General features: G+C 74.1%; 11 protein-coding genes. 9 read left to right on the forward strand and 2 right to left on the reverse strand.

Annotation, left to right across the window (positions count from 1 at the left end; all coding sequences use genetic code 11):
* Positions 1 to 103 precede the first annotated feature (103 nt).
* The 4 genes from QQK22_RS02390 to QQK22_RS02405 all read left to right on the forward strand — a co-directional run bounded on the left by QQK22_RS02390 (position 104) and on the right by QQK22_RS02405 (position 4,094).
* On the forward strand, positions 104 to 1,507 hold the full coding sequence (locus QQK22_RS02390) for a UbiD family decarboxylase (RefSeq protein ID WP_284249116.1): 1,404 nt from the start codon (positions 104 to 106) through the stop codon (positions 1,505 to 1,507).
* Positions 1,507 to 2,247 carry a maleate cis-trans isomerase family protein gene (locus tag QQK22_RS02395; RefSeq protein WP_284249118.1) on the forward strand — a complete coding sequence of 247 codons (741 nt, stop codon included), beginning with the start codon at positions 1,507 to 1,509 and terminating at the stop codon, positions 2,245 to 2,247. Before QQK22_RS02390 ends, QQK22_RS02395 begins: the two co-directional genes overlap by 1 nt.
* The gene (locus QQK22_RS02400) at positions 2,244 to 3,005 is read left to right on the forward strand and encodes an SDR family NAD(P)-dependent oxidoreductase (RefSeq protein ID WP_284249120.1); all 762 of its coding nucleotides are present in this window, start codon (positions 2,244 to 2,246) and stop codon (positions 3,003 to 3,005) included. Before QQK22_RS02395 ends, QQK22_RS02400 begins: the two co-directional genes overlap by 4 nt.
* A gap of 90 nt (positions 3,006 to 3,095) precedes the next feature.
* Complete coding sequence (locus QQK22_RS02405) at positions 3,096 to 4,094, forward strand: ornithine cyclodeaminase family protein (protein ID WP_284249122.1); 999 nt, start codon at positions 3,096 to 3,098, stop codon at positions 4,092 to 4,094.
* Positions 4,095 to 4,147: 53 nt separating this feature from the next.
* On the opposite strand, the gene QQK22_RS02410 is transcribed toward QQK22_RS02405, so the two are convergent.
* Together QQK22_RS02410 and QQK22_RS02415 are read right to left on the reverse strand one after the other, a co-directional pair.
* Positions 4,148 to 6,715 carry an allantoate amidohydrolase gene (locus QQK22_RS02410; RefSeq protein WP_284249123.1) on the reverse strand — a complete coding sequence of 856 codons (2,568 nt, stop codon included), beginning with the start codon at positions 6,713 to 6,715 and terminating at the stop codon, positions 4,148 to 4,150.
* Positions 6,712 to 7,170: a hypothetical protein gene (locus tag QQK22_RS02415; RefSeq protein ID WP_284249124.1), complete on the reverse strand. Its 459-nt coding sequence runs from the start codon at positions 7,168 to 7,170 to the stop codon at positions 6,712 to 6,714. Before QQK22_RS02415 ends, QQK22_RS02410 begins: the two co-directional genes overlap by 4 nt.
* Before the next feature lie 223 nt (positions 7,171 to 7,393).
* Here QQK22_RS02415 and QQK22_RS02420 point away from each other — a divergent pair, with 223 nt between their 5' ends.
* Genes QQK22_RS02420 through QQK22_RS02440 form a run of 5 tightly spaced genes read left to right on the forward strand, consistent with a single transcriptional unit; the run spans position 7,394 to position 12,360 of the window.
* Positions 7,394 to 8,383, forward strand: coding sequence for an ABC transporter substrate-binding protein (locus tag QQK22_RS02420; protein WP_284249125.1), 990 nt, complete (start codon positions 7,394 to 7,396; stop codon positions 8,381 to 8,383).
* Positions 8,380 to 9,168 (forward strand): ABC transporter permease, encoded by a 789-nt coding sequence (locus tag QQK22_RS02425; RefSeq protein ID WP_284249127.1) that lies wholly within the window; start codon positions 8,380 to 8,382, stop codon positions 9,166 to 9,168. The genes QQK22_RS02420 and QQK22_RS02425 overlap by 4 nt, the downstream gene beginning before the upstream one ends.
* Complete coding sequence (locus tag QQK22_RS02430) at positions 9,165 to 9,962, forward strand: ABC transporter ATP-binding protein (protein ID WP_284249129.1); 798 nt, start codon at positions 9,165 to 9,167, stop codon at positions 9,960 to 9,962. Before QQK22_RS02425 ends, QQK22_RS02430 begins: the two co-directional genes overlap by 4 nt.
* Positions 9,959 to 10,858, forward strand: a complete 900-nt coding sequence (locus QQK22_RS02435) for an ABC transporter permease (RefSeq protein ID WP_284249130.1) — start codon at positions 9,959 to 9,961, stop codon at positions 10,856 to 10,858. Before QQK22_RS02430 ends, QQK22_RS02435 begins: the two co-directional genes overlap by 4 nt.
* Complete coding sequence (locus QQK22_RS02440) at positions 10,855 to 12,360, forward strand: zinc-binding metallopeptidase family protein (RefSeq protein WP_284249131.1); 1,506 nt, start codon at positions 10,855 to 10,857, stop codon at positions 12,358 to 12,360. The genes QQK22_RS02435 and QQK22_RS02440 overlap by 4 nt, the downstream gene beginning before the upstream one ends.
* The last annotated feature ends 38 nt before the right edge of the window (positions 12,361 to 12,398 follow it).

The raw sequence follows: 12,398 nt of genomic DNA on the forward strand, positions 1-12,398 counted from the left end.
CCGTGCCGGGGCCGTCAGCACTTGACACCCCGCCCGGGCCCCGCGACAGTTGGACCGTTCGGTGGAACTGGATTCTGCCAGATGGAACTGATGGGAGAGCCGCGTGGCCTGGAACGACCTGCGAGAGTTTCTGTCCGACCTCGAGCGCCGCGGCGACCTGCTGCGCATCGAGCGCGAGGTCGACTGGGAGTACGAGGCGGTCGCGCTGACCCGCCGCTCCTCCGACCTCGAGGGTCCGGCGCTGCTGTTCGAGCACATGCGCGACAGCCCCTTCTCCTGCCTCTCCGGCCTCTTCGGCGCTTCGCGCCGCGTCGGCCTCGCCCTCGGCCGCGACTACGCGTGGCTCCTGCGCCACGCCGACGAGCTCGAGCGCGGCCTAATCGACCCCGAGCCGTGGTCGGGCCCGGCACCGTGCCAGGAGGTCGTGCTGCCGGGCACCGCCGTCGGCACGCTGCCGATCCTGCGGCACTACGAGCTCGACGCGGGGCGCTACATCACTGCCGGGCTGCAGGTGGCGCGCGATCCCGACACCGGGGTCTCCAACGTCTCGATCCATCGGCAGCTGCCCGTCGGGGAGGACGGTCTGACCGTCTTCGCGCCCCCGGGCCGGCACCTGCGCACGATCATCGACCGCTGGCACGAGCGCGGCCAGGCTGCGGAGATCGCCGTCGTCATCGGTGCCGAGCCCGCGACCCAGATCGCCTCCCAGGCCCGGGTCCCGTACGGGGTCGACGAGTTCGCCGTCGCGGGCGCCATGCGCGGGGCGCCGGTGCCGATGGTGCGCTGCCGCACGATCGACGTCGACGTCCCGGCCACCGCCGAGATGATCATCGAGGGGCGCATCGAACCCGGGGTGCTCGTCCCGGACGGGCCGTTCGGGGAGTACCCCGGCACGTACTCGGCGGCGAAGCCCGCACCGGTGATGACCGTCACCGCCATCACGCACCGCCGCGGCGCGATCTACCAGAACACCCTCACGGGGACCCCGATGACGGAGAACCACTGGATGATGCAGCCCGCCGCCAGCGCGATGGCGCTGCGAGAGGCCCGTCGCGTGTGCCCCGAGGTCGTGGACGTCAACGTGACCGCCGGCGGGACCACGCGCCACCACGTCGTCGTGTCGATGCGCAAGCGGCACCCGTCCGAACCCCGCAACGTCATGCTCGCGCTGCTCGCCGCGCCGCTCGGGGCCAAGCTCGTCACGGTCGTGGACGACGACATCGACGTGCACGACCTCGAGAAGGTGGAGTGGGCGGTCAACACGCGCATGCAGGCCGATCGCGACGTCGTGATCGTCCCCGACCTCTACAGCCCGACGCTCGACCCCTCGGCGCCCGCAGGGCGCACGAGCGCCAAGATGGGGATCGACGCGACGGCGCCGACCGGCGAGGAGCGGCGGATGTACGAGGCGCCCAGGATCGTCGGAGCCGAACGCTGGTCGCTGGACGCCGACCTGGCCGCCGCGGGCTGGACCCGCCCCGGCTACCTCGGTTCGGAGAGCGCCTGATGTTCGGCTGGCGCGCCCGGATCGCGCTCGTCCTGCCGGCGGACAACACCGTCATCGAACCCGAGCTGTACGCGCTGGGCATCCCGGGCGTCAGCTTCCACGGGCTGCGCCTGACCACCGACGACCCCGTCGCGATGCGGGCGCAGGCGACCGACCTCGTTGCGGCCATCGAGGAGATGGCCGCCGACGTCGTCGTCTACGGCTGCGCCGAGACGAGCTTCAACGGCGGCAGCGGCACGCCCGAGCGGCTCTCGGAGCTGATGGCGGCCGGGTGCACGGCGCCGGTCGTCACGGCGACGGGCGCGATGGTGGCCGCCGTGCGCCACCTCGGGCTCTCCCACGTGACGGTCGTGAGCCCGTACGCCCCCGCGTCCGGCGCGCTCCTGGAGTCCTCGCTCGCGGAGCGCGGGATTGCGACGGCGGCGTCCCACCACCACGACTTCTCGGTCGCCTCGGCCGACCCCCGGACGTGGTACGACACCAACCGCCAGGAGTCGTGGGTCTCCTACCGCATGGCTCGGGCGGCGGACGTCCCCGACAGCGAGGGCGTACTGATCTCCGCCACGAACTTCCGCACGATGGAGACCATCCAGGTGCTCGAGGACGAGCTCGGCAAACCCGTGGTTACGAGCAACCAGGCGATCCTGTGGCGCTGCCTGGACGTGTTGGGCAGGTCCGTGGCGATACCCGGCTACGGCGGGCTGCTGCGTGAGGGTCGGCGCGTCGGCGCACTCGCGTGAGCCGGCTGGGACCCGACGCCGTCGTGCTCGTGACGGGGGCCGACGGCGGGCTCGGTACCGCCGTCGTGCAGACCCTCCTGGAGGCGGGCGTGCGGGTGGCCGCAATGACCGGCCCCGGCGCCGACGTCGAAGCCGTGCGCGCGCGGCTCGGTGCCGGCCACCCGGGGGACCGGCTGCAGGTGCGGCGCCTGGACGTGCGCGACGTCGCGGACGTCGATGTCGCGGTGCGCGAGAGCGAGGCGGTGCTGGGGCCGCTGACCGGCCTGGTCAACAACGCCGGGATCACCAGCACGAGCCCGTTCCTTCAGACGACGGCCGCCGAGTTCGGGGACGTCGTGGGCATCAATCTCACGGGCTGCTTCACGGTGGGGCAGCGGGTCGCGACCGGCATGGCCGCGCGCGGCCGCGGGGCGATCGTCAACGTCTCCTCCACCCGACAGGTTCAGGCCCACCCCGGTTCGGCGGCCTACTGCGCCTCGAAGGGCGGCATCGCGATGCTCACGCGGGTCATGGCGCTCGAGCTCGCGCCACTCGGGGTCCGCGTGAACGCCGTGGCGCCTGGCACGGTGCCGACCGGGCTGAACGCCGACTACGTCCACGAGGAGCCGTTCCGCACCGAGCGTCTCGCACGGATCCCGCTGGGGCGCTACGGCGAGCCCGCCGAGGTGGCGGCCGCGGTGCTGTTCCTGCTCTCGCCGGAGGCCGCGTTCGTGGTCGGCGGGTCGCTGATGGTCGACGGCGGGCAGACCCTGTGGTGAGTCGCCGCCGAGCACTACCGCACCCGCCCGCCCGCACCCGCCGCACCGACCCTGCACCCGCCCGCACCGCACCACCGCCCCGGAGGCCCCGTGATCGTCCTGCCCGCCACCGTCGTCGACCGCCTCTACCCGCCCTCGGCCGCGCTAGCCGGGGTGCGCGAGGCCGTCCTCGCGCACCGCAGCGGACGTGACACGACCCCGCCGCGCACCGCGCTGGGGGCGCACGAGGTGGGCGGGGAGATGCTGGTGATGCCGGCGGTCCTGGCCCAGGAGGCGTTCGCGGTCAAGGTGTGGCACCGCTTCGAGGGGCGGGACGGAGCTCCGGCCTCCTCGAGCGCGAGCGTCCTCCTGGTCGACCCCGAGCTGGGCCAGGAGGTCCTGATGGACGGCGCCTGCATCACCGACCGCAGGACCGCCGCCATGACCGCGCTGGTCGCACTGTCGCACGCCCCGGCGCACGCGCGCGTGCTGTGCGTCATCGGTGCCGGCGTCCAGGCCCGTGCCACCGTCGAGGCGCTCCTGCACGCGCTGCCCGGGCTGAGCGAGGTCAGGATCGTCGCGCGCCGCGAGGATCGCGCCCGCGCGCTCGTGGCGGAGTGCGCGGCGTGGGCGGTCCCCGCCACGGCCGACGCAGACGAGCGCACGTGGCGGGCGCTCACCGACGTCGGCGCAGGGGTCAGGGGCGCCGACGTGGTGGTCGCGGCGACGACGTCCGCCCTGCCGGTGGTGCCGGACGAGGCCCTCGCCCCCGAGGTGCTCGTGTGCGGGGTCGGCAGCCACGACCCGGCGTCGGCGGAGATCGAGCCGGCCACCGTGGTGCGCGCCGGGGTGCGCATCGTGGACACCTTCGCCGGGGGCCTCGACGGCGCGGGCGACCTGGCGGCGCCGCTGGCGTCCGGGGCGATCGCTCGCGCCGACGTCGTGGAGCTGTCCGCGGTGGCCGACGGGAGCGCGCCGGCGCGGGTCCCGGGCCGGGTGAGCGTCTTCAAGAGCGTCGGGTTCGCCGGCCTGGACGCGGTCGCGGCGCGGACCGTGGCACGGGCCGCGCTGGCGCAGGGGGCGGGCGTCGTCGTCGACCTGCACGGCTGACGCCCGCGGAGCGTCCGGCCCCGGGAGCGGGGCCGGACGCGCCGGGTGGACGACTAGGCGCGGTGCGTGACGACGCCGTCGACCACGGTCAGCTCGACGCGGTGGCGCACGGCGCGGCCCGTGAAGGGGGTGTTGGCCGAGCGCGTGTGCTGCTCGTGCCCCTGCACGACGCCGTCCCCGGGCCCCACGACCGCCCACGTGGCGGGTTCACCCACCGCGACCGGCCGCCCCGCGCGGTCGGCGAGACCGCCGATGCGCGCGGGGACGACGGACGTCACGCGCGCGACCGCGGGCCAGTCGACCTCGCCCGAGGTGGGGTCGGTGAAGACCTCGGCCACGACGTCGAGGGCCGTCTCCAGGCCCGTGAGCCCGAACGCGGCCGTGCGCCAGGTGCCCCGCTTGCGCTCCGCCTCGTGCGGCGCGTGGTCGGTCGCGACGACGTCCAGCAGCCCGGTGCGCAGCGCGTGGCGCAGGTTGCCGGCGTCGTCACCCGAGCGCAGCGGCGGGTTGACCTTGAGCGCGGGGCCGGCCGCCACGGCGTCGGTGTCGTGCAGCACCAGGTGGTGCGGCGTCACCTCGCCGGTGACCCGGGCGCCGTGGGCCCGGCCGAGCCCGAGGATCGCGGCGCCGAACCCGCTGGAGACGTGGCACACGTGCAGGTGTGCGCCCGTGGCACGGGCGACGGCGACGTCGCGCGCGATGATCGCCTCCTCGCCCACGAGAGGCCACCCGGGGGCGTCGACGAGGTGAGCGACGGCGTCGTTCACGACCCCGCTGCCGGCCAGCGCGGTGCTCTGCGCGTGCTGAGCGAGCACACCGCCGGTGCGGGCCAGGGTCGTCATGGCCTCGGCGAGCAGCGCGACGTCCTCGAGGCAGCGGCCGTCGTCGGAGAACAGCCGGACCCCCGCCGCCGCCATGGCTGCGAGGTCGGTGAGGCGCTCGCCCGCGAGCGCGTGCGTCAGCGCACCGACGGGGTGCACGCGTGCCCACACGCCGTCCGCGGCGATCTCGCGCATCCGCCGCACCGCCGCGACCGTGTCGGTGACGGGCACGGTGTTCGCCATGGCGAAGACGTCGGAGTAACCGCCGGCGGCCGCCGCGCGCGTCCCGCTCGCGATGGTCTCGGCCGCCTCGCCGCCCGGTTCGCGCAGGTGCGTGTGCAGGTCGACCAGGGCCGGGAGCAGCACCCTCGCGCGCTCGTGCGGGACGCGGCTGGGCGTGACGTCGGCCAGCACCCCGTCGCGCACCGTCAGGTCCACCACCTCGGGCGAGCCCAGCACCCGGACACCGGGGAGGTGGCGCAGCGGCTCGCCGCCGTCGGCGGGCGTCATCGCGCCCTCCGCGTCGAGCAGCTGCATGGTGCGCAGCAGCGCGGTGGTACCGGCCGCGAGGTGGGTCCCCGACGTCCACTCCTGCGGCACGTGGCTGAGTCCGCCGCGGCTGGGCACGAAGATCATCCCCGTCGGCGTCACGCGCGAGATCATCTGGGCGTCGTGGCTCGCGCCGGAGGTCATGGTCACGGCGGGGAGGGCGAGCTCCGCCGCGGCGCGCGCGACGACGTCGGTGACGGCCCGCGGCAGGAGCACGGGGTCGGCGCTGGCCAGCACCTCGTACTCGACCGCCACCCCTCGCTCGCGGCCGAGACGCTCGTACTCGGCGAGCAGGTGGTCCAGCACCGCCCGCTGCGCCCGGGCGTCGACCCCGCGCACGTCGAGGGTGAACCGCACCTCGCCGGGGATGGTCGTCATGGATCCGGGCAGGACCTCCATGCGGCCGACCGTGGCGCGGGTCTCGCCGTCGTTCGCGGCCGCCTCGGTGGCGAGGACGCACGCGGCGGCGGCGGCGAGCGCGTCCACGCGCAGGTGCATCGGGGTGGCCCCGGTGTGCGAGGCGACGCCGTGGAGCACGACGGCGGCGCGCGAGCTGCCCGAGATTCGGTCGACGACGCCGATGGTGGCGCCGAGGTCCTCCAGGAGCGGTCCCTGCTCGATGTGGAGCTCCACGAAGGCGTGCCACCGATCGGGCTCCCACCTCGCCTCGTGCGCGCGGTCGGGGGCGAGTCCGACGTCGGTCATGGCCTGCGCCATGGTGGTGCCGTCGACGTCGTGCCAGCGGTGCAGGTCGGCGGCGTCGGCCACCCCGGCAACAACCTTGCTGCCGTTGCAGGCCGACCCGAAGCGCGCCCCCTCCTCGGCCGCGAACGCCACGAACCGCCACGGTCGGCGGCGTGGCAGGTCGTGGGTGACCGCGAGCCGTGCCACCTCGAGGGCGGCCACCACGCCGTACGTGCCGTCGTAGGCCCCGCCGAGCGGGACCGAGTCGAGGTGGGAGCCGGTGCCGACGGCGGGCGCGGGGCCGGGGTGCGTGGGATCGAGCTCGGCGATGGTGTTGCCGACGGCGTCCGTCCATGCGCGCAGCCCGAGACCCCGCATCCGGTCCGCGAACAGCGAGTGCGCCCGGCGCTCGGTGGGGGTGTGGGCGAGCCGCGTGACGCCGTCACCCCCGTCGGTCAGGCGCGCGAAGTCGGCCAGCGCGGTCTCGAGCTCCACCGGCCGGGCTTCGAGCGCGCCACCGTCGGTGGTCGTGCCCGGGGTCGACGGGCCGTCGGCGGCTGCCGTCACGCGTCCGCCCCCCGTCCGTGGACGTCGAGCTCCGTGCTGGGGGAAGGGCGCAAGCGCGCGGCGTGCACGGCCGAGGCGCCGGCCCCGGCGAGCAGGCGTGCGAGCGGCTCGAGGGCCCGGGGGCGGGGGGTGAACGACGTGGCCACGACGGCGACCACCGCGCCCGCGAGGGGCGGCCCGTCGAGCTCGAGCCGGCCGAGGTCGAGGCTGGCACGGCGCGAGGGGACACCCAGCTCGCGCGCCACGACGTGGGCGAGGACCGCGTCGTCGGGGTCGTTCCAGCTCACCACGACGCCGACCGCGTGCGCACGCAGGGTGTCGGCGACCAAGGTCCCGAGGAGTTCGAGTGCGGCGGGATCGGCTCCCGCGTCGATCTCGCCGTCGGGGGTCGTGAGCAGGGTGAGGAGTCCGTCCGTGGGCGAGGGAACGGGCACGGGCGAGGGTGCAGCGGTCATGGGGCCTCCTGTCGGAAGCCGTGAACGGTACACGCGGATCGCGCCAGGTGGAAGTAGCTTTCGCTCCGCGAAACTAACGTCACGGCTCGATGACGCCGTGTTGCAGGTGTGTGAACAACGCGCGGCGGACCCGCTCCCGCCTTGACAGCGGCACCGCGGCGCTTGCACCGTGGCACCGCCACCCGGAATCACCTTCCGCTTAACGAAACCCGAGGAGCTCGCTGTGCGATCCCACCCCGCCGTCCCCGCACTCGCCGCCGCAGCAGCCGCCGCGCTCGTCCTGACCGCCTGCGGGTCCTCCGACGGCGGGGGCGGTGACGATGAGGCCGCGGGAGGGAGCTTCAGCATCGCCATCGAGGGGCCGTGGACCGCGTCCTACGCACCGCTCGCGCTGACGATCGAGGCGATGGAGGCGGACGGGTACGAGGTCGAGCAGGTGCTCTTCGACGCGCCCGAGACGCTCGCCCAGGCCGTCGCTGCGGGCGAGGTGGACCTCGGATTCACCAGCGCCGGGACCGTCCTGTCGGTGGTCGACGCAGGTGCTCCGGTGAGCGCATTTCTCGGCATCACGCGTCCTGACTTCGTGATGGTCGCCGTCCCGGAGATCGACTCGTGCGAGGCGACCGATGGTCAGCGCCTCGCGATCCACAGCCGCGAAGGCACCACCGGCAGCCTGACCGAGATCTGGCTCGACGACGTCTGCCCCGGCACCGAGCCCGAGATGCTCGTGGTCGCCGGGTCGGAGAACCGCATGGCCGGCCTGCTCGCCGACCAGATCGACGCCTCGCCGCTCGACCTCATGACCTGGACGCAGATCGAGGCGGAGTACCCCGGCCGGTTCGCCCTCGTCGAGGGCTATGGCGACCCGTCCATCGTCGCCTCCTACTTCTTCGCGACCGACGCCTACCTCGACAGCGACGCCGAGACCGTCCAGGCGTTCACCGACGCCTACCTCGCCACGCTCGCCGACGTCGAAGAGGACCCCACGGCCGCGCAGGACAAGGCCGTGGAGCTCATCCCCGAGGTCGACGAGGCGGTCATGCGCGAGGTCATCAGCGCCTGGGCCGAGAACGACCTGTGGCCGGGGGCCGAGGGCGTCTCGGACGAGGACGTGCAGGCGACCATCGACCTGTACAGCCGGACGGTCGCGTTCGAGACCATCGAGGGACCGGCCGACCTGGTCACCACCGAGTTCGTGGACGCCTCGCAGTGACCACGGTGGCACCGCGCCGCGCGCGTCACCCGGTCGCCTCGGCGGCGAGCGGGGCGCGCACGGTCGCGCTCCGCCTCGTCGTGGCGGTCGTGCTGCTGTGCGCATGGACCCTGCTGAGCGACGACTCCGCGCGCGTCGAGCTCCCGAGCCCGGTTCGGACGTGGTCCTCGCTGGTCGCGCTGACCTCGTCGGGCGAGCTGCCCCGGGCGCTCCTGGAGAGCAACGTCGCGATGGTCCTCGGCTACCTGATCGCCGTCGCGGTCGGGGTGCCGCTCGGTCTCCTCATGGGGTCCTTCCCCGTCGCCGCCGCCGTCATCCGGCCCTACCTCATGCTGCTGCTGGCTGTTCCGCTGATCGCGCTGCTCCCGGTGGCCCAGGCCATCTTCGGGCTCGGCCTGGTCACTAGGGTGGTCGTGGTGGTCCTGTTCGCGCTGGTGTTCGTCACGCTCAACACGGAGACGGGCATCCGCTCCGTCCCCGGTGCGCTGCGGGAAATGGCGCACAGCTACGGATCCTCGCGGTGGGACACCTTCCGCCACGTGGTCCTGCCCTCCGCGCGCCCCGACATCGCGGCCGGACTGCGCCTCGGCCTCGGTCGCGCCGTCGTCGGCATGGTCATCGCCGAGCTGTTCCTCGTCACCGCGGGCATCGGCAGCATCATCAGCTACTACCGCGGGCGCTTCGACACCGGCGCGGTGCTGGCCATCGTCCTCGTGCTCGTCCTCGAAGGAGTTCTCGTCATGCAGCTCACCCGTCGTCTCGACAAGCGCCGGGGTGCCCGGTGACCGCCCGTCGCGCACCCGCCATCGAGCTGGTCGACGTCGTGAAGGACTACACGGTCGACGGCGTCACGACCCGCGCGCTGGACCGGGTCTCCCTCACCGTCGGCGAGAGCGAGTTCGTCAGCCTCATCGGCCCGTCGGGGTGCGGCAAGACCACGCTCCTGAAGATCATCGACGGTCTCGTCACCGCCGACTCCGGCGCCGTGCTGGTGCAGGATCGCGAGGTCGCCGGCCCCGGCCCCGAGCGGGCGTTCGTGTTCCAGTCCTTCGCCCTCCTGCCCTGGCGCACCGTGCGCGAGAACATCGAGTTCGGCCTGCAGGTCAGGCGGGTGCCCGCGGCGCAGCGCCGCGAGGTCTCCGACCGCTACCTCGAGATGGTGGGGCTCACGGGCTTCGCCGACCGCTATCCCGACCAGCTCTCCGGCGGGATGCAGCAACGCGTGGGCTTGGCGCGCGCGCTCGCCGTCGACCCGCAGATCCTCCTGATGGACGAGCCCTTCGGCGCGCTGGACGCGCAAACGCGCCACCTCCTGCAGAGCGACCTCGAGAGCATCTGGGAGGCCGGGAAGAAGTCGGTCGTCTTCGTCACCCACGACATGGACGAGGCCGTGTTCCTCTCGGACCGCATCGTCATCATGAGCCCGCGGCCCGGCGAGATCCACGAGATCATCGACGTCGACCTGCCGCGACCGCGGACCGAGGAGATGCGGCACGACCCCCGCTTCACCGAGCTGTCCTCCTACATCTGGGAGCAGCTGCGGACCATGATCGTGCGTCAGCCCGTGGACAAGCGGTGACCGCCCGACCGGCCGTCGGGACCGCCGCCGTCGCGCCGGAGGCGATGGACGCCACCGGTGCCGGCGGGGACGCAGGTACCTGCGGAGCGGAGGCCGGCCGCGGCGCGCGCACCGCGGCGCCGCGACCCGCCCGCACACGTGCCCCGGTCCGCACCCGGATTCGCCGCTGGCAGGTCCTCACCGGTGTCGCGCTGGCCCTCGCGTGGGAGGTTGCCGGACGCGTCTGGGACTTCATCTACCTCCCGCCGCTGAGCGAGGTGCTGACCGCTCTCGTGCAGATGCTCGTGGACGGGACCATCGTCGACCAGCTCGGTGCCAGCCTCGGAGCGCTCGGCGTCGGTCTCGCCGTCGCCGTGACGGGCGGTGTGCTCATCGGGTGCCTGATCGGGATGGTGCCGGCCGTTCGCACGGCCCTGGAGGTCTACGTCGACGCCATGATGGCCGCGCCGATGGTCGCCTTCGTACCGCTGTTCATCCTGTTGTTCGGGCTGGGCTTCGAGACCCGGCTAGTCATCATCGTCGCGTTCGCGATCTTCCCGATCATCACCAACACCGCCACCGGCGTGCGCAACGCCGACGCCCGCATCGTGGAGATGGCGCGCTCGTTCGGCGCGCCGCGGCGCGACATGGTGCTGCGCATCCAGCTACCGATGGCACTGCCCCAGGTCACCGCCGGGCTGCGCCTGGGCGTCTCGCGCGGAGTCGACGGTCTGATCACCGGCGAGGTCATCATCGCCGCGGTCGGCATCGGCGGCCTCGTCTCGCGCTACGGCAGCGGTTTTACGATGGACCGTCTCTACGCCGTCGTGATCCTCATCGCGGCGCTCGCGCTCGGCGCGGTCAAGCTCACGGAGATCCTCTCGCGCGTGCTGTTCGGCCGCCGGGCCACGGCGTGAGCACGTCCCTCGCGGACGAGCTGGCGGCGACCGCCCCGCTGTCGGTGTCGGCGGCGGGCCGGACGGCGCTGGCGGACCTTGCGGCGCAGGACGCCGCGGTGCGTCGCATGACGCGGCGGATCTGGGAGCTCGCCGAACCCGGCCTCACGGAGGTGGCCTCGGCTCGGGTGCTCACCGACCACCTGCGGGCGGCCGGGTTCGACGTCGAGACGGGTGTGGCAGGTTTCCCGAGCGCGTTCGTGGCCACGTGGGGAAGCGCCGGCCCCGAGATCGGGTTCTCGTGCGAGTACGACGCGACGCCGGGTGAGACGCAGGACCACCTGCCCCACCCGGCCGCCCGTCCCGGGAGGCGCGCGGGATTCACCGACCTGCACAACGGCATCGGCACCGCCTCGGCGGCCGCCGCCGTCGCTCTCGCCCGCACGCTCGAGCGCCACGGCCTGCCCGGTCGGATCCGGGTGCTCGGGACGCCGGCCGAGAAGCTCTGCGTCGGCAAGCCCTTCCTCGCGCGCGACGGTCACCTCGACGGTCCCGACGCGTACGTGGCCTGGCACCCCCGGGCCTACACGACGGTCGAGCTCGACGACGGCCCGGGCATCCAGACCGGAACCGTCCTGACCTTCGCCGGGCGGACGGCCTACTCCGCCCGCCCGTGGGACGGGGCCAGCGCACTCGACGCGCTCGTCCTGACCGACGTGCTGCTGCGCTACCTGCGAGACACGATCCCGGCGGCGCTGCGCGCTTCGGTGTCGCGGGTGGTGACCGACGGAGGACTCCACCCCACGTCGGTCCCGGGCAGCTCCCAGGCCTGGTTCATCGAGCGGGCCACCACGCTGGAGGGCCTCGACGTCGTCCACGACCGCCTGCTGCGCGCCGCGCGCGGAGCTGCGACCGCGCTCGACGTCGAGGTGACGGAGCAGCGCGTCTCCGGCACTCGGCCCTGGCTACCGAACCACACGATGGCGGCGGCGGGCTGGCGCGGGCTGCGGCGGGCGGGCGCCCCGCGGTTCGCGGGGGAGGACAAGGAGTTCGGCCGCGCCGTGCTGCGCGAGGTCGGTCGCCCCGCGGTGGCCGACCCGTTCGACGAGGAGCTGACGCCGCCCGCGAACCGCGCCGGTCGCGACTTTGCCGGTGGCGCCGACGACGTGACGGAGTACTGCTGGCACGCTCCCACCGTGCGGCTGTACGTGGCCCACGGCCTCGCCGGTCCGCACCTGCCGAACTGGGCGCGGAGCGCGTTCACGGGCGGCGGGTCGGCCCACACGACGGTGGCGACGGCGGCCCGGGCGATGGCCCTGACGGCGCTGGACCTCCTCGAGGACCCGGCGGTCCTCACCGCGGCGGCGAGTGAGCGCGCCGAGCGGGTCGCGATCGCCGGCGCCGTCGCCCCGCGCATCCCGGCGGGTGCGCCGACCCCGGTGGCCGCGGTCGGGATGCCGCCGTTCGTGACCGCGCACCTGCTGGCGGGTTCGGGTCTCGACGTCGCGGCCGTCACGGGCTGACGGGCCCGCGGCGACGCGCGCCGAGGTGTCGCGACCGG

Source organism: Litorihabitans aurantiacus (assembly GCF_030161595.1).
Classification (GTDB): Bacteria; Actinomycetota; Actinomycetes; order Actinomycetales; family Beutenbergiaceae; genus Litorihabitans; species Litorihabitans aurantiacus.